The 18425-nt window shown below is 60.1% G+C and carries 13 protein-coding genes; 10 read left to right on the top strand and 3 right to left on the bottom strand.

Going from position 1 to position 18425, the window contains the following annotated elements:
* The first annotated feature begins 8 nt into the window (after positions 1-8).
* The 10 genes from paaC to katG all read left to right on the top strand — a co-directional run bounded on the left by paaC (position 9) and on the right by katG (position 14545).
* Positions 9-770: a 1,2-phenylacetyl-CoA epoxidase subunit PaaC gene (gene paaC / locus PSH79_RS11720; protein ID WP_305442990.1), complete on the top strand. Its 762-nt coding sequence runs from the start codon at positions 9-11 to the stop codon at positions 768-770.
* Positions 757-1290 (top strand): 1,2-phenylacetyl-CoA epoxidase subunit PaaD, encoded by a 534-nt coding sequence (gene paaD, locus PSH79_RS11715; protein ID WP_305442988.1) that lies wholly within the window; start codon positions 757-759, stop codon positions 1288-1290. The genes paaC and paaD overlap by 14 nt, the downstream gene beginning before the upstream one ends.
* Before the next feature lie 30 nt (positions 1291-1320).
* Entirely contained in the window at positions 1321-2397 is a 1077-nt protein-coding gene (paaE, locus tag PSH79_RS11710) for a 1,2-phenylacetyl-CoA epoxidase subunit PaaE (protein WP_305442986.1), read from the top strand.
* Positions 2398-2564: 167 nt separating this feature from the next.
* Positions 2565-2873, top strand: coding sequence for a DUF485 domain-containing protein (locus tag PSH79_RS11705; RefSeq protein WP_305442983.1), 309 nt, complete (start codon positions 2565-2567; stop codon positions 2871-2873).
* Positions 2870-4516, top strand: coding sequence for a cation acetate symporter (locus PSH79_RS11700; protein ID WP_305442981.1), 1647 nt, complete (start codon positions 2870-2872; stop codon positions 4514-4516). Before PSH79_RS11705 ends, PSH79_RS11700 begins: the two co-directional genes overlap by 4 nt.
* Positions 4517-4544: 28 nt before the next feature.
* Complete coding sequence (gene paaZ / locus PSH79_RS11695; protein ID WP_305442979.1) at positions 4545-6608, top strand: phenylacetic acid degradation bifunctional protein PaaZ; 2064 nt, start codon at positions 4545-4547, stop codon at positions 6606-6608.
* A gap of 146 nt (positions 6609-6754) precedes the next feature.
* On the top strand, positions 6755-8296 hold the full coding sequence (locus PSH79_RS11690; protein ID WP_305442976.1) for an alkaline phosphatase D family protein: 1542 nt from the start codon (positions 6755-6757) through the stop codon (positions 8294-8296).
* A gap of 271 nt (positions 8297-8567) precedes the next feature.
* The gene (locus PSH79_RS11685; protein ID WP_305442973.1) at positions 8568-10778 is read left to right on the top strand and encodes an LTA synthase family protein; all 2211 of its coding nucleotides are present in this window, start codon (positions 8568-8570) and stop codon (positions 10776-10778) included.
* Between the two features lie 333 nt (positions 10779-11111).
* Complete coding sequence (locus PSH79_RS11680; protein ID WP_305438217.1) at positions 11112-12083, top strand: IS110 family transposase; 972 nt, start codon at positions 11112-11114, stop codon at positions 12081-12083.
* Between the two features lie 191 nt (positions 12084-12274).
* A complete protein-coding gene (gene katG / locus PSH79_RS11675) occupies positions 12275-14545 on the top strand; it encodes a catalase/peroxidase HPI (protein ID WP_305442970.1) in 2271 nt (756 codons plus the stop codon).
* Positions 14546-14666: 121 nt separating this feature from the next.
* Here katG and pepN read toward each other — a convergent pair whose 3' ends face one another.
* The 3 genes from pepN to PSH79_RS11660 are packed head-to-tail and all read right to left on the bottom strand — an operon-like array spanning position 14667 to position 18422.
* Positions 14667-17324 carry an aminopeptidase N gene (pepN, locus tag PSH79_RS11670; RefSeq protein ID WP_305442967.1) on the bottom strand — a complete coding sequence of 886 codons (2658 nt, stop codon included), beginning with the start codon at positions 17322-17324 and terminating at the stop codon, positions 14667-14669.
* A 10-nt stretch (positions 17325-17334) separates the two neighbouring features.
* Positions 17335-18165 carry a DUF2797 domain-containing protein gene (locus tag PSH79_RS11665; protein ID WP_305442964.1) on the bottom strand — a complete coding sequence of 277 codons (831 nt, stop codon included), beginning with the start codon at positions 18163-18165 and terminating at the stop codon, positions 17335-17337.
* Entirely contained in the window at positions 18162-18422 is a 261-nt protein-coding gene (locus PSH79_RS11660; RefSeq protein ID WP_060540507.1) for a YeaC family protein, read from the bottom strand. The genes PSH79_RS11665 and PSH79_RS11660 overlap by 4 nt, the downstream gene beginning before the upstream one ends.
* Positions 18423-18425: the final 3 nt, after the last annotated feature.

Genomic DNA, 18425 nt, shown 5'->3' with positions numbered 1-18425 from the left:
GGTCGACCATGAACGATAAAACCGATCTGATCGAATACCTGCTGCGCCTCGGCGACAGCGCCCTGATTCAGGGTCAGCGTCTGTGCCAATGGTGCGGCAAGGCCCCGGCGCTGGAAGAAGAACTGGCGCTGATGAACGTCGGCCTCGACCTGGTTGGCCAGGCGCGAAACTGGCTGGAATACGCTGCCGAGTTGCTTAACGACGGCCGTGACGCCGATCACTTGGCGTTCCGCCGCGACGAGCGCGCCTACCGCAACTTGCTGCTGGTCGAACAACCGAATGGTGACTACGCGGTGACCATGCTCAAGCAATTTCTCTACGACGCCTGGCACCTGCCGGTGTTGCAGGGCCTGAGCCAGTCCAGCGACGAGCGCATTGCCGGAATCGCTGCCAAAGCGGTCAAGGAAGTCACCTATCACCTGCGCCGCTCCGGCGAGTGGATCGAGCGCATGGGCGACGGCACCGTAGAAAGCCATCAGCGCATGCTCGCGGCGATCCCGGAAGTCTGGCGTTTCACCGTCGAACTGATTGCCGCCGACGACAGCGAACAGCGTCTGTGCGCGGCCGGCATCAGCCCGGACATCGCCACTGTCGCCGCGCAATGGCAAGCGACGGTCAATGCCGTATTCGCTCGCGCCACCCTGCCCGTCCCGGCCGCGCCAAGCTATTTCTACCTGAATGCCCGTCGTGGCCTGCACAGCGAACACCTGGGCATTTTGCTCGCGGAAATGCAGTTCCTGCCAAGAGCGTACCCCGATGCAACCTGGTGAACTGATCACCAGCGATCGCGGCGCCCGGCCAGCGCTGAGCGGTGATCTGGACAAGGCCTGGGCGACCCTGGCCGAGGTCATGGACCCGGAGGTGCCGGTGGTCAGCGTGGTCGACCTCGGGATCGTGCGCGATCTCGACTGGCAGGCCGGGCATCTGCACGTGGTGGTCACGCCGACCTACTCCGGCTGCCCGGCCACCGAAGTGATCGAGGACGACATCCGCACGGCGCTGGAGCACGCCGGTTTCAACCAGCCGCGACTGGAACGCAAGTTGACCCCAGCCTGGTCCACCGACTGGATTACCGCCGATGGCCGCGAACGCTTGCGCGCCTACGGCATCGCCCCGCCGGACGGCAGCGCCAGCAAACGCACGCTGCTCGGCGAAAGCCCGACGGTGCTGTGCCCGCAATGCGGCAGCGCCCACACCGAAGTGCTCAGCGAGTTCGGCTCCACCGCGTGCAAGGCCTTGTATCGCTGCTGCGATTGCCGCGAACCCTTCGACTATTTCAAGTGCATCTGAGCGGCCGAATGCCGTGTCGGGAGAACAATAATGAGCAAATTCCACAGCCTGACCATCAAGGATGTCCGCAGCGAAACCCGTGACGCCGTGTCCATCGCTTTCGACATTCCCCAGCACTTGCAGGACAGCTTTCAGTTCACCCAGGGCCAGCATCTGGTGATGCGTACGCAAATGGACGGCGAAGAAGTGCGTCGCTCGTATTCGATCTGCACCGGGGTCAACGATGGTGAGCTGCGTATTGCGATCAAACGCGTCGCGGGTGGGCGTTTCTCGGCGTTCGCCAATGAACAATTGCAGGCCGGGCACACACTGGAAGTGATGCCGCCAGCCGGGCATTTTCACGTTGAACTGGATCCGGCTCGCCACGGCAACTATCTGGCCGTAGCGGCGGGCAGCGGCATCACGCCGATTCTGTCGATCATCAAGACCACGCTCGAGATCGAACCACACAGCCGCGTCACCCTGCTGTACGGCAACCGTTCCAGCTCTGGCGCGTTGTTCCGCGAACAGCTCGAAGACCTGAAAAACCGCTACCTGCAACGCCTGAACCTGATCTTCGTGTTCAGCCGCGAGCAACAGGATGTCGACCTCTACAACGGCCGTATCGACGCGCAGAAATGTGAGCAACTGTTCAGCCGCTGGCTCGACGTCAAAGCCCTCGATGCCGCGTTCATCTGTGGCCCGCAGGAGATGACCGAAACCGTGCGCGACAGCCTCAAGGCCAAAGGCATGAGCGCCGAGCGGATTCACTTCGAACTGTTCGCCGCTGCCGGCAGCCAACAGAAACGCGAAGCCCGCCAGGCGGCGCAAGTGCTCGACGCCGGCACCAGCCAGATCACCGTGATCAGCGACGGCCGCGCCGTGGCCTTCGACCTGCCACGCAACAGCCAGAGCCTGCTCGATGCCGGCAACGCGCAAGGTCTTGAGCTGCCCTATTCGTGCAAGGCCGGGGTGTGCTCAACCTGCAAGTGCAAAGTCATCGAAGGCGAAGTCGACATGGACAGCAACCATGCCCTGGAGGACTACGAAGTAGCGGCCGGGTATGTGCTGTCGTGCCAGGCGTATCCGGTGAGCGACAAGGTGGTGCTCGACTTCGACCAGTTTTAAAAGCTCACACAGATCCCTGTAGGAGTGAGCCTGCTCGCGATGAGGCCATCAAACTCAACATCGATGTCGCCTCAAACACCGCTATCGCGAGCAGGCTCACTCCTAAAGTGGGGCGGTGTGTCTGCCCTGTTTCACCCAAAACAAAAACAACAAACAAGGAAACGATCATGAGCCCCGAAGACGTCGAATTGATCCGCCAACACCCCGACTTCATCCAGCTAGTGCGCCGCAAGCAGCGCCTGTACTGGTCGCTGACCGCATTGATGCTGGTGATCTATTACGGCTTCGTCCTGCTGGTGGCTTTCTCCCCCGCCACATTGGGCCAGTCCCTCAGCGGCGGCGTGACCACCGTGGGCATGCTGGTCGGTGTCAGCGTGGTGTTGCTGGCCTTTGCCCTGACGGGTTTCTACGTCTATCGCGCCAACAACGTGATCGATCCGCTCAACGAAAAGCTCAAGCAGGAGTGCGCACGATGAAACGTCTGGCCGCGTTTTTCCTGCTCCCCGGCGTGCTGGTCACTGACCTTGCCCTCGCTGCCGAAACCAGTACCCGCCCGTTGAACTGGAACGCCATCGGCATGTTCATGGTGTTCGTCCTGTTCACCCTCGGCGTGACCCGTTGGGCCGCGCTGCGCACCCGTTCGACCAGCGATTTCTATACCGCTGGTGGCGGCATGACCGGTTTCCAGAACGGTCTGGCGATTGCTGGCGACATGATCTCCGCTGCTTCGTTTCTGGGCATCTCGGCGATGATGTTCCTCAACGGTTACGACGGCTTGCTCTACGCCCTGGGCGTGTTGGCTGGCTGGCCGATCATCCTGTTCCTGATCGCCGAACGCCTGCGCAACCTCGGCAAATACACCTTTGCCGACGTCGTTTCGTATCGCCTCGAACAAATTCCGGTGCGCCTGACCTCGGCCTTCGGCACGCTGACCGTGGCGCTGATGTACCTGGTGGCGCAGATGGTCGGCGCCGGCAAACTGATCGAATTGCTGTTCGGCATCGACTACCTCTACGCCGTGGTACTCGTCGGCGTGCTGATGGTGTTCTACGTCACGTTCGGCGGCATGCTCGCCACCACGTGGGTGCAGATCATCAAAGCGGTGATGCTGCTGTTCGGCACCACGTTCATGGCCTTCATGGTGCTCAAGCACTTCGGTTTCAGCTTTGAGGCGATGTTTGCCGGCGCCACCGCCGTGCATGCCAAAGGTACGGCGATCATGGCGCCGGGCGGGTTGCTGTCGAACCCGATCGACGCGATTTCCCTGGGGCTGGGCATGATGTTCGGCACTGCCGGGTTGCCACACATCCTTATGCGTTTCTTCACCGTCAGCGATGCGAAACAGGCGCGTAAAAGCGTGTTCTACGCCACCGGTTTCATCGGCTATTTCTACCTGCTGCTGATCATCGTCGGTTTCGGCTCCATCGTCATGGTCGGCACCGATCCGTCCTTTCGCGATGCCAGCGGCGCGATCATCGGTGGCGGCAACATGGTCGCCGTGCATCTGGCGCAAGCGGTGGGTGGCAACCTGTTCCTCGGCTTCATTTCGGCGGTGGCATTCGCGACGATTCTGGCGGTGGTGGCCGGACTCGCGCTCTCCGGCGCCTCCGCGGTGTCCCATGACTTGTACGCCTGCGTGATGCGTAAAGGTCAGGCCAGCGAGAAGGAAGAAATCCGCGTCTCACGCATCGCCACCCTGTGCATCGGCGTGCTCGCCATCGTCCTCGGCCTGTTGTTCGAATCGCAGAACATCGCCTTCCTCTCCGGGTTGGTGCTGGCCATCGCCGCTTCGGTGAATTTCCCGGTGCTGTTCCTTTCGATGTTCTGGAAAGGCCTGACCACACGCGGCGCAGTCATCGGCAGTCTGGCGGGGCTGGTCTCGGCCATCGTGCTGCTGATCCTGAGTCCGGCGGTGTGGGTCAACGTCCTGCATCACCCACAAGCGCTGTTCCCGTATTCCAACCCGGCGCTGTTTTCCATGAGTCTGGCGTTCTTCAGCGCCTGGCTGTTTTCGGTCACCGACCGCTCGCCCCGCGCAGCCCTCGAGCGCGGCCGTTATCTGGCGCAGTTCATTCGTTCAATGACCGGCATCGGCGCGGCCGGCGCCAGCCAACACTGAATCTTACTCAAGCACAGGAGCCTCTTTCATGCCCCACGCCCCTACCCTGCAAAGCTTCCTCGCCGGCCGCTGGATCGGCCAGCACGGCGCGCAAATCCTGCGCAGTGCCATCGACGGCCATGAGCTGGCGCGGACCCACGAAGAGCGCCCGGACTTCGCCGAAGCCATCGACTTCGGGCGCCGCCAGGGCGTCAGCGAACTGATGAAGCTCGACTTCCAGCAACGCGCACAACGGCTCAAGGCGTTGGCGCTGTACCTGAGCGAACGCAAAGAACAGCTCTACGCCCTCTCCCATCACAGCGGCGCCACCCGTGCCGATAGCTGGATCGACATCGAGGGCGGCAACGGCACGCTGTTCACCTACGCCGGCCTCGGCGCGCGGGAATTGCCATCGGGCAACATCGTCCACGAAGGCCCGGCGATGGCACTGGGCAAGCTCGGCAGCTTCGCCGGCACGCACATTCTGGTGCCGCGCGGCGGCGTCGCGGTTCACATCAACGCCTTCAACTTTCCGATCTGGGGCATGCTGGAGAAGTTCGCACCGTGCTTCCTCGCCGGCATGCCGTGCATCGTCAAACCGGCCAGCGCCACCAGTTACCTGACCGAAGCCGTGGTGCGACTGATGGACGAATCCGGCCTGTTGCCGACCGGCAGCCTGCAACTGGTGATCGGCAGCACCGGCGACCTGCTCGACCGTATGCAAGGTCAGGACGTGGTGACGTTCACCGGCTCCGCCGACACCGCCGCCAAGCTGCGGGTCAACCCGAACCTGATCCGCCATTCGGTGCCGTTCAACGCCGAAGCCGACTCGCTGAACTGCGCGATCCTCGCTCCGGACGTCACCCCGGATGACGAAGAGTTCGAGCTGTTCATCAAGGAAGTCGCGCGGGAAATGACCACCAAGGCCGGGCAAAAATGCACGGCAATCCGCCGTGCCATCGTGCCCAAGCAACACATCGATGCGGTAGCCACACGACTGCGTGATCGCCTGGCGAAAGTGGTGATCGGCGACCCGTCGGTGGAGGGCGTTCGCATGGGCGCGCTGGCCTCCCACGATCAACAGAAAGATGTTGGCGAGCGCCTGCAAAGCCTGCTGCAAAGCTGCGATCAGCTGTTCGGGGCGAGTGACGGTTTCGAACCGCGCGGCGAAAACGTCAGTCAGGGCGCGTTCTTCGCCCCGACTCTGCTGCTGGCCCGTGATCCGCATGCCGAGGGCGGCGCCCATGACATCGAAGCCTTCGGTCCGGTCAGCACGTTGATGGCTTACGACGATCTCGATGAAGCACTGGTGTTGGCTGCTCGCGGCAAGGGCAGCCTGGTCGCCAGTCTGGTCACCAAGTCCCCTGCCATCGCCGCCAAGGCCATCCCCGCTGCCGCCGCGTGGCACGGGCGCCTGCTGGTACTGGATCGTGAGTCCGCTGCCGAATCCACCGGCCATGGCTCGCCGCTGCCACAACTCAAACACGGCGGCCCTGGCCGTGCCGGCGGTGGTGAAGAGCTGGGCGGCCTGCGCGCGGTCAAACACTACCTGCAACGCGCGGCGGTACAAGGCTCGCCGACCATGCTTGCAGCCGTCACCGGTGAACACGTGCGCGGCGCCAAAGTCATCGAAACCGAAGTGCATCCGTTCCGCCGGCACTTCCAGGATCTTCAGATCGGCGAGTCACTGCTGACCCATCGCCGCACCGTCACCGAAGCGGACCTGGTCAACTTCGGCTGCCTGTCCGGCGACCACTTCTACATGCACTTCGACGACATCGCCGCCAAAGAGTCGCAGTTCGGCAAACGCATCGCCCACGGCTATTTCGTGCTCTCTGCGGCCGCCGGCCTGTTCGTCTCCGCCGCCCCCGGCCCGGTACTGGCCAACTACGGCCTCGACACCCTGCGCTTCATCAACCCGGTCGGCATCGGCGACACCATCCAGGCGCGCCTGACTTGCAAGCGCAAGATCGACCAGGGCAAGAAGAGCCCGCAAGGCATTCCGCAAGGCGTGGTGGCGTGGGATGTGGAGGTTACCAACCAGCTCGGTGAGCTGGTGGCGAGCTATGACATTTTGACGTTGGTGGTGAAGCGCGAAGAATCGGGAAAATAAAGCGAGCGCACATTTCAGGGGTGACCCGGTGTCACTCCCTGAGCACCTTGTCGGGAATGCCTCGTTGTCGAAAAGCCGTCTACGCTTGGGATCACCACTGCACCCAGTGGCATCAGCGGTTCTTCGATTGTCAGCGAGGACGACATATGAGTCCCTTTGGCCCGGTTTTGAGCTTTCGAGGTATCCAGAATCAAAAATACTGCGTGTCAGCCATTCTGGTGCAAGACCTGAATGCCCCGGCGCCAGTCCCCAACGTTGCGCAGGCGCACCGTCCGACCGTCACGCAAATTGCAAAGGTGCCTGTAAGCCATCCGAAAATGGCCGTCTGGCGGCTCGACATGCAGATCGAACAAACTAAAACGCAATTGAAGATCGACTATGAGTGGGCAGGCATATCCGGCTCCTTCCACGTCCCTCCACTTGAACAGGCACCTCGCATCGCCTACGCCTCGTGTAATGGCGTGTCTGACGTGAAATACCTGCAATCACTGGCTGATCGTTATGCTGAGCGTTGGAGCAATCTCGCTCAAGCGCATAAACAAGCCGAGTACCATCTGCTGATCATGGGCGGCGATCAGATTTATAGCGACGAACTGCTGCAGATCCGGGGCCCTCTGAATGAGTGGCATCAGCAGTTGTCCTGGAATCGCGATGACACTCGTTGGACTGAAGAAATGGAGCTTCAGGCTGACGAGTTTTTTGCCAACGTCTATCCGCGATATTGGGCTCGGCCACAAGTGCTGAAAATGCTAAGTAGCGTGCCTACTTTGATGATGTGGGATGACCACGACATTATCGATGGCTGGGGCTCCTATCCCCAGGCACTGCATGAGAGTCCCGTACACCAAGGACTGTTTCGCATTGCGACGCGTTATTTCCGGATTTACCAACTGCAGATCGGCGAAAACGAAACACGTCCGGGCGCCATTACCCGTCAAGGCTTTTCCTTTGCCTTCGAAGGGCTCGGCGGTCTGGCGATTGTTGTTCCCGATCTCAGGTTCGAGCGAGCACCAGACATCAAGGGTAGAAACGGTCAGCTCAAACAACCTACGCAAATCATGTCGCAGAAAAGCATCTCTCAGATGTTTGACTGGATTAAAAGCCTGGCTGTCGGCAAGCACTCACACTTGTTGTTCGTATCCAGTGTCCCGGTTTCGTTCGTCAACCTGGCATTACTTGAGGCGCTGGTCGGATGGGTTCCGGGGGAAATCGGGCCGGAGGATGACTTCCGTGACCACTGGCGCCATCAGCCGCACAAGAACGAACGCAAGCAGTTGATCAATGGATTGCTGGACTTTGCCAAGCGCAGCAAATGCAAAGTCACCATTGTTTCCGGCGATGTGCACGTCGCCGCCGCCAGCGTTATCCGCTCGGCCAACCCCAGGCATAGCGACAATGGTGCCGAGGTCATCCACCAACTGATTTCCACAGGCATCGTCCACCCCCCTCTGGCAGTACTGGCCATCAGAAGCCTGGAAACCATCACCAGTACCCGGGAAAAGATCGACACCGACCTGACAGCCGACATGCAAACCATCGGCTACGACGGAAATTACCTGATCGCCAGCCGCAACTGGCTGTCCATTGAACCGGATAAAAACGCCGATGGGCGCAACCGGCTATGGGTGAAATGGCACGTCGAGGGGCATGATCATCCGATCACTCGACTCATAGAACCAACAGGCTGACTCTTCGGGGTTGTTCGACAGGCTCCTCTCATGGCAGCGGATCGTGGGCAATCTAAATAACCTGAAACAATAAAAATCCCGCACCGATCCGCCAGCCTGATTCGGCGTTGTCGGCTATCACGGACGCCCGCCAAGGCTTCACGCCCACCTGCCTTGCCTGGCGACCTCCGACAGCGGATCAGCCGCGTTTTTAAAAAGGCGATCAGACAGCTGACCCTTGGTATCATCGCCCACACTTTTTTGACGGTTTAATGACTGGAAGGTCTTTTTTGTGAGCGCTCTTTTGACCGGGTTGCGACACCCACATGCCCGCCTCTTTTCCTTGATTTTGCTGGTACTGATCGTGCCGGTATGCCTGCGCGCGGCGCTCGGCTGGTCGATGCCGCTGGGTTATTTGTCGGATCTGGCCATTGGCAGTTTGCTGGTGGTGTTGCTGCATCGTCGTCCGTGGTGGCTGGCATTGCCGGTGCTGCTGTTCTGCGCACTGTTGAGCGTGGCGACGGCTGAACTGGTCAGCGCCGTAGGACGCCTGCCGAATCCGGCGGATCTGCATTACCTGTTCGATCCGCAATTTGTCGAGAATTCCACTGGCGGCGGTCTGGCCCATCCCGCACTGGGCATCACCTTGCTGTTGGCCTTGTCGTTGTGGCTGCTGACGCAATTTACTGCTCGCGGCATCGCTCGTCCGGCCCTGCCCCGCGCTGCGTGGAGTGCGCCGCTGGTGCTGTTCGCCGCGCACTGGGGTGCGCAAAATCTGTGGCCGAGCGAGGACGATCCATGGCGCGCGTACAACTTGCCACATCAATTGCTGGCTACGCAGGTTGCTGATTTGCAGATCCAGGCCGAGGAATGGCTGGACGGTGATGTCGAAGAAGTCGCTCCGGCGATGGCCGGTTTGACCGATGTCGATCTAAATGGCCATAAACTGCTGGCCGCGCCGGGCCAGGCGCGCAACGTACTGGTCATCGCCCTGGAAGGCATTCCCGGTGCCTACATCCGCGCCAACCGCGAAGCCATCGGCAGCCATTATCAGGAAGACCTGATGCCCAACCTCAGCCGTTGGGCCGAGCGCGGCATGAACACGCCGGATTACGTGCTTCACACCCATCAGACCATTCGCGGTCTGTACGCCATGCTCTGTGGCGATTACGACAAGCTCAACAACGGCACGCCCAAAGGCGTCGAAATGCTCACCCAGCAAGAGCGCAATCAGGCCTGCCTGCCGGCGCAACTGCGCGAACACGGCTTCAGCACCCACTACCTGCAAGGCGCCGGCCTACGCTTCATGGCCAAAGACAAGATCATGCCGCACATCGGTTTTGATGCGACCCATGGCCTGGAATGGTTCAGCAACGCCAACTATCTGGAATTCCCGTGGGGCAAAGATGACAAGGCGTTCTTTGAAGGTGCGCTGGATTATGTCGGTCAACTGAAGAAGCAGAAGCAACCCTGGATGCTGACGTTGCTGACCGTGGGCACCCACCAGCCCTACTCCGCACCGCAAGACTATCTGGAACGCTACGAAACACCGAAACAGGCTGCCGTCGGTTATCTGGACGATGCGCTGGATCAATTCCTCAGCGGTCTTGAACGCCAAGGCGTATTGAAAGACACCCTCGTGGTGATCACTTCGGATGAATCCCACGGCATCGACGGCGTGCGTCTGGCCTCCTCGTGGGGTTTCAACCTGACACTGGCGCCCGAGCATGAACAGCTGCCACGCCTTAACGCCGGGGTGTATGGCCATGTTGATCTGAGCACATCGATCCTCGACTACTTTGACCTGCCGGTGCCGACCTCGCTGAGCGGTCGCTCGCTGTTCCGCGATTACGATTCCGGTCGCGAAATCATGTCGTTCACCAACGGCAAACTGCGTTATCACGACGGCCGGGGCATTTTCTCCGAATGCGACATGCCGCGCCGCTGCCGCTACTACGAGAGCGCCGGGTTTATCGCCGAGAGCGCCACGTTCAAGGGCACCTACAGTGGTCAGCGGGCCCGGCAGATTGCGGCGCGCGCCAATGCACTGGATCTGTCGCTGCTGCGCACCCCGCTCAATCAGCACTATCAGTTCGGCAGTAACAACGTTATCGCGCTGCAAGCGCAGATCAATGACGACTGGGCCGACAACCTGATCGGCGCGCAATACCTGGAAATGCCCAAAGGCTCGCACACCCGCGTGCGCCTGACCGTGCGCTCGGTCGATCCGCAACAAGCGGCGTACATTCAGCTCAAGGCCAAGGAGTTTGAACAGGACGTGCAACTGGGATTGCCAGCGGAGATGGTCGCCACGGCGGATCAGCCGCTGGAGATGGATTTCAGTTTTGACAACCCGCAGCAGCGCAAGGCGTTTTCTTTCCACTTATTGGGTTATGGGCTGGGCGCGGTTGAGGTGACGGACTTCAGTGTGATCACCGAAGTGCCGGGGCAGGAGGACATTCTCGACGACGTGATTGAGGACGAGGCCGCGCAGTCGAGTTGATTGCGCAATCCCGTGTAGGAGCTGCCGAAGGCTGCGATCTTTTGATCTTGCTTTTTAAAGACCAACGTCAAAAGATCGCAGCCTTCGGCAGCTCCTTGTATCTCGACTATCGCTCCGTCAGGAGCGATAGTTCTCGACTGATCATCGAGGGAGGGACTTGGAAGCCGTGCAGCTCCTTAGGCTTTTTGCCTGTGATGTAGATCGTGCTCCAGCCCTCCACACTCACTCGTATAGTTCGAACGGTATCTTGGGCCCGTCTCTGGCGAGAGCCCGCATTCGCAAGGTTGGACAGAGTGCAGTGATGATCGAAAACTGATTAATGGAGAAACGGTCATGTCCAATTTCGTCGGCGTCGATGTCGCTAAAAATACCTTTGATATCGCCACTCACCTGCCAAACGGCAAGCACAAAACCAAGGCCAAACTGGCTAACGACTCAAAAGGTTTCAAAGAGTTTGACGCCTGGTTGAACAAGCAGGTCGAGCCTACAGCCCTGATCGTGATGGAAGCCACCAGCGTTTATCACCTGGAACTTGCCGAGTTCGTCTACAACAAGGGTTACCGGGTCTGCGTCGTCAATCCGGCGACGACCCACGCTTACGCCGACAGCGAGCTGCGCCGGATCAAAACCGACAAAAGCGACGCCAAATTGATCGCTGACTTTGCTCGGGAAAAGGCTGAAAAGCTTCAGCTTTGGGCTCCGGAGCCGCTGAAATATCGTCAGCTAAAGGCGATGGTACGTCGCTTGGATGACCTTCAGGAAATGGAGCAAATGGAGCTCAATCGCCTGGATGTGTCCGACGAAAAGGTCAAAGACTCGATCAACTCTGTGCTGCGTCACATCGAGAAAGAGATCGTTGAAACTCACAAAGCAATCAAAAAACACATCGACGATGATCCAGACATGCGCCAAATGCGCGACTTGATCGTGACCATCGACGGTATTGGCCAGAAAACCCTTGAGCGGCTGCTGGCAGAGTTGGGCGACCTGCGTAAATATGACGACCCTCGCAAACTGGTCGCTGCCGCCGGGTTGAACCCAAAGCTGCAGGACTCGGGAAAGTTCAAAGGCAGAGCAGTGATTTCGAGGATCGGATCGGCTCGCGTTCGGGCGGGTCTATACATGCCTGGGTTGGTTGCACTGAAGCACAACAAGGCAATCATCGCCATGAAGGAACGCTTGAAGGCCAACGGCAAGGCCCCCAAGCAAATCATCTGTGCAGCGATGCGCAAACTCCTACATTTTGTCTACGCCGTTCTTAAATCGGGCCAGCCATTTGACCCGAAAATTGCCCTTGCCCGATGAGGGGCAAGACGGTATCTACAGGGGGTCATGCGCTATGCGGAGTACGGGTTTTGCAGCAACATCTGCGGTAAAAGGTTCTGCCTATCAGCGTCCAATAGTCGGGCTATTAGCTGACTTGCCAAGTCGGGTCTAGCCTTACAAGTCCGAAGTCGGCACGAGCCGGCCGTACAAGACCTGATAAGGATCCGAACATGGCAAACGAATCGAAATGCCCGTTCAACCACGCCGCCGGTGGTGGTACGACGAACCGTGACTGGTGGCCGAATCAACTCAACCTGAAAATCCTGAGTCAGCACTCGCCCAAGTCCGATCCGCTGGGCAAGGACTTCGACTACGCCAAAGCCTTCAAAAGCCTGGACTTCCAGGCGCTGAAACAAGACCTGCGCGCCCTGATGACCGACTCTCAGGACTGGTGGCCGGCAGACTTCGGCCACTACGGCCCACTCTTTATCCGCATGGCCTGGCACAGCGCCGGCACCTATCGCACCGCCGATGGCCGTGGTGGCGCCGGTTCCGGGCAGCAACGTTTCGCCCCGCTCAATAGCTGGCCGGACAACGTCAGCCTCGACAAGGCCCGGCGCCTGCTGTGGCCGATCAAACAGAAATATGGCCGCAATATTTCCTGGGCCGACCTGATCGTTCTCACCGGTAACGTCGCGCTGGAATCCATGGGTTTCAAAACCTTCGGGTTCTCCGGTGGCCGTCCCGACGTGTGGGAGCCGGACGAAGACGTGTACTGGGGTTCGGAACACGAATGGCTGGGCGGCGACAGCCGTTATGGCAAGGACAAGTCTGCCATGCAGGAACCCGGTGACGGCACGCTGGTAGCCGAACCTGATTTGCACGGCAAAGAAGAAAGCCGCACCGATCAGGGCGAACGCAATCTGGAAAACCCGCTCGCTGCGGTGCAAATGGGCCTGATCTACGTGAACCCGGAAGGACCTGAGGGCAACCCGGACCCGGTGGCCTCGGCCCGGGACATCCGCGAAACCTTCGGCCGCATGGCCATGAACGATGAAGAAACCGTGGCACTGATTGCCGGCGGCCATGCCTTTGGCAAAACCCACGGCGCCGGCCCTGCCGATAACGTCGGCCCCGAACCGGAAGCCGCCGGACTGGAAGAGCAAGGCCTCGGTTGGAGAAACGCCTTCGGCACCGGCAAGGGTGGCGACACCATCACCAGCGGCCTCGAAGTCACCTGGACCACCACACCGACCCAATGGAGCAACAACTATCTGGAAAACCTGTTCGGTTTCGAGTGGGAACTGACCAAGAGCCCGGCCGGTGCGCACCAGTGGCAACCGAAGAACGGCGCGGGGGCCGGCACCGTTCCCCATGCCCATGACCCGAGCAAAAAACTCTCGCCGACCATGCTGACGTCTGACTTGGCGCTGCGCTTCGACCCGGCCTACGAACAGATTTCCCGGCGCTTTCTCGCCAACCCCGATCAGTTGGCCGACGCCTTCGCCCGTGCCTGGTACAAGCTGATCCACCGCGACATGGGCCCGCTGTCACGCTACCTCGGCCCGGAACTGCCCAACGAAGAACTGCTGTGGCAAGACCCGATTCCAGAGGTCACGCATGCGCTGATCGACGACAACGACGTGACCGCACTGAAAGGCAAAGTGCTGGCCTCGGGGCTGTCCGTCTCGCAACTGGTCTCCACCGCGTGGGCGGCGGCCTCGACATTCCGTGGCTCGGACAAACGTGGCGGCGCCAACGGTGGCCGTCTGCGTCTGGCACCGCAGAAGTTCTGGCAGGCCAACCAGCCAGAGCAATTGGACAAGGTGCTGAAGACCCTTGAGGGGATTCAAAACGAGTTCAATGGTGGCTCATCCGGCAAGAAAGTCTCGCTGGCGGATCTGATTGTGCTGGCGGGTAATGCTGGCGTCGAGCAAGCAGCGAAAAACGCCGGGCACTCGGTCACCGTGCCATTCACGGCTGGTCGTGCGGATGCCTCGCAGGAGCAAACCGATGTCGACTCGTTCGGCTTCCTCGAACCAATTGCTGACGGTTTCCGCAACTACAGCAAGGGCAAATATCGGGTTTCAGCCGAAGCACTGCTGATCGACAAGGCGCAACTGCTCACCCTCTCCGCTCCGGAAATGACCGTGCTGCTGGGTGGCCTGCGCGTGTTGAACACCAACGTCGGGGGAACCCGTCATGGCGTTTTCACCAACCAAACCGAAGCGCTGACCAACGACTTCTTCACCAACCTGCTGGACATGGGCGTGGAGTGGAAGCCGACCTCGCGGGATGCAGACGAGTTCGAAGGGCGCGACCGCAAAAGCGGCAGCGTGAAGTGGACGGCAACGCGGGTTGATCTGGTGTTTGGGTCGAATGCGATATTGCGGGCGTTGGCGGAGGTGTATGCCAGTGCGGATGCGAAGGAGCAGTTTGTTAAGGACTTTGTGGCGGCTTGGACGAAGGTGATGAACCTGGATCGGTTCGACCTGAACTAACTGGAGAAACGCAAAACCATTGTGGGAGCGAGCCTGCTCGCGAAAGCGGTGTATCAGACACAGATATGTCGACTGAAACAACGCATTCGCGAGCAGGCTCGCTCCCACATTTCGTTACGTGTTACGCCAGGCTCTTGCTCACCACTTCATACACATCGCTCGACAACTGCCCCGAAGCCCGAATCCGCTCCAGCTCACCTTTCATCAACGCCTGCCGCGCAGCGTCGTATTTGCGCCAGCGAGTCAACGGCGCCAACTGCCGCGAAGCGATCTGCGGATTAAACCCGTTCAGCTCAATCACCAGATCCGCCAGGAAGCGATAACCCGAGCCGTCAGCCGCATGGAAGTTGATCAGGTTCTGCCCGGCAAACGCACCGACCAGCGCACGCACCTTGTTCGGGTTCTTAATGTTGAACGCCGGGTGCTGCATCAACGCTTTCACCCGCTCCAGGCCGCCCGGCAAGGTGCTGCCGGCCTGCACGCTGAACCACTGATCCATGACCAGCGGGTTATCCTTGAAGTGCTCGGCAAAACTGGCCAGCGCCTGGTCTTTCTGCTCGTCGAACGGCGAGTTGACCAGTACCGCCAGCGCGGTCAGGCGCTCGGTCATGTTGTCGCTGGTGTCGAACTGTTCCAGCGCTGCGGCCAGTACTTCCGGCTTGCCACTGAGCATCAGGTACGACAGCGCGATGTTCTGCAGGGCACGACGGGCGAAGTGCTCGGCCTCGGCCACATATGGGGTTTTCTTCGACAGGTCACGGTTGGCCTGATAACGCAGCCACAGTCCTTCGAACAGATTGTCGGCCAGTTGCTTGCGAGCAAATTCGCGCGCGATATGGATGGCATCAACATCAGCCACTTCGCTGATTTCGGTGAGGTACGCCTCACCTGGCAGCGAGAGCATTTCCGCGACCATCGCCTGATCCAGCGACTCATCGGACAGCACCGTGCGCAGCGCCGTGATCAGGCGCGGGTCGAGCACCAGGCTTTCGCCCTTCTGCTGCTGCGCGATCAGCTCTTGCAGGACCTGTACCGACAGTTGCTGACCGGCATCCCAGCGGTTGAAACCGTCGCTGTCGTGCTGCATCAGGAACATCAATTGGTCACGGTTGTACGGGAAGCTCAGTTTCACCGGCGCCGAGAAGCCACGCAGCAGCGATGGCAATGGCTGCTCACTGATGTCGACGAAGGTGAAGGTCTGCTCTGCCTCGGTCACCGAGATCACGCGGGTGGTGCCTTGCGCCGATGCTTCACCGGCCAGACGCAGGGCGATCTCGTTGCCCTTGCTGTCGAGCAGGCCCAGTTCCACCGGGATCACGAACGGCAGTTTTTCAACCTTGTCCGGGGTCTCCGGGCAGCTCTGGCGGAAGGTCAGGCTGTAGGTTTTCGCCGCAGCGTCGTAAGACTCGCTCACTGCCAGACGCGGCGTGCCGGCCTGGCTGTACCAGCGTTTGAACTGGGTCAGGTCGACGCCATTGGCATCTTCCATGGCCTTGATGAAATCGTCGCAAGTCACGGCCTGGCCGTCGTGGCGCTCGAAGTACAGATCGCTGCCCTTACGGAAGCCTTCGGCGCCGAGCAAGGTGTGGATCATGCCGACCACTTCCGAGCCCTTTTCGTACACGGTCAGGGTGTAGAAGTTGGAGATCTCGATGAAGCTGTCCGGGCGCACAGCGTGAGCCATCGGGCCGGCATCTTCGGCGAACTGGTGGGTACGCAGGTACGCCACGTCCTGAATGCGCTTGACCGTGGCCGAGTTCATGTCGGCAGAGAAGCCGGAATCGCGGAATACGGTAAAGCCTTCCTTGAGCGACAACTGGAACCAGTCGCGGCAGGTCACGCGGTTGCCCGACCAGTTGTGGAAGTATTCGTGGGCGACGATGGCTTCGACCCGCTGGTGCGCGGCGTCGGTTGCGGTTTCGGCGCGGGCCAGCACGGCGCTGGAGTTGAAGATATTGAGGCCCTTGTTCTCCATGGCGCCCATGTTGAAGTCGTTGACCGCGACGATCATGAAGATGTCCAGATCGTATTCGCGACCGTAGACCTCTTCGTCCCAGCGCATCGACTTCTTCAGGCTGTTCATCGCGTGCTGGCACTTGTCGATGTTTTCCGGCTCGACGTAGATGCGCAGCGCGACGGTGCGCTGGGTCATGGTGGTGAAGGTGTCTTCAACACACCACAAATCACCGGCCACCAGCGCGAACAGGTACGCCGGTTTCATGAACGGGTCTTCCCAGGTCGCCCAGTGCCGGCCGTCTTCGCCGGGGCCGGAAGCGATCGGGTTGCCGTTGGACAGCAGCACCGGATAGCTGTGCTGCTCGGCCACCACGGTGGTGGTGAACTTGCTCATCACATCCGGGCGGTCGAGGTAATAGGTGATCTTGCGGAAGCCTTCGGCCTCGCACTGGGTGCAGAACATCGTGCCGGACTTGTACAGGCCTTCCAGCGCGGTGTTGGTTTCCGGGTGGATCTTGACGCTGGTGTCGACCGTGAAAGTATCGCTGGTCGGTTGCAGGGTCAGGTGGTTTTCGCTGAGCTGGTAATCATCAGCGCTCAGCTCCTTGTCGGCCAGGGTCACCGAGAGCAATTCCAGCTGCTGGCCATCGAGCACCAGCGGCGGCAGGCCCGCGCCACGCGCCGGATTGCGGCGCATCACCAGTTGCGCGTGAACCAGGCTGTGGTCCTCGAACAACTCGAAGGTCAGGTGTGTTTCGTCGATCAGGTACTCGGGCGCCTGATAGTCCTTCAGGTAAATCATCTTCGGTTGTTCGGTGCGCATGCTGGAGTCCTTATTGATGCACGGCGAGCTGATAAGCCGTGTACTTACGAATGTTGATCACGCCGGTATCGAAGATCAGGTACTGGCCCTTGATCCCCAGCAGCGTACCTTCGGCTATCGGGTTCTTGTCCAGGTTGAAGCTGACGATTTTGGCTGGGTACTGCTCGACCGGATAGCGGATTTCGAGCGGTTCGACATCGGCAATCGTCTGAATCGCCTGTAGGCCGAATCGCTCCTGCAAGCCTTGCAGGCCTTCGGCGCAGCTTTCAAACAGTTGATCGCGCACTTGTGCCAGATCGACCGCCACCGCATCGCCCTTGAGCAGCGCACGCCAGTTGGTTTTATCCGCTACCTGGCTACGGAACAGGTCTTCAACAAAGCCCGACTGCTGCCGCGTCGACACCCGCATGATCGGCAACGCCTGACTGGCACCCTGGTCGAGCCAGCGGGTCGGCAATTGCGTTGCACGGGTGATGCCAACCTTGATCCCCGACGAATTGGCCAGGTAAACCACGTGGTCGGTCATGCAGAATTTCTCCCCCCACTCAGGCTCGCGGCAGGTGCCGGCGTCAAAGTGGCAGCGCTCCGGGCTCATGATGCAGATGTCGCACTGGGCCAGTTTGGTCATGCACGGGTAGCAGTAACCCTGACTGAAACTGGTTTTGGTCTTGCGCCCGCAATGGGTGCAGTGGATCGCCCCCAGGTACTCCAGACGCACCGTGGTGCCGATCATTGGATTGACCGGCACCTCGACGTCATCCAGACGAAATGCGTATTGCACGTTCGGCCCGTCCAGGCGCGCCGACATTTTGCTGATTGCACCGCGGCCAATCTCAATCAATGGATGGCATCCGACTTGAACAGGATGTTCGGCACTTCGATCGACTTCGACGCACATTCTTGCGGGCCCATGTAACCGGTGCGCTGGTCTTCAGGCAGGTTCTGGATTTCCCAGGCGATCATCGCCTGCAACGACAGCTCACGCTGTTCGGCGGTGAGCTTACCACCGTCCGACCACTTGCCGATTTCCACGGCCAGTTTCAGGCTCTCGTAGATATCCGGGGTGATGTTTTTGATCATTTCGTTAAAAGAGGACATCAG

Origin of the sequence: Pseudomonas sp. FP2196 (assembly GCF_030687715.1) — a bacterium.
In the GTDB taxonomy this organism is placed as follows: Bacteria; Pseudomonadota; Gammaproteobacteria; order Pseudomonadales; family Pseudomonadaceae; genus Aquipseudomonas.
Note: the sequence above shows the minus strand (reverse complement) of the source record. Positions and strands in the feature narration are given on the sequence as shown.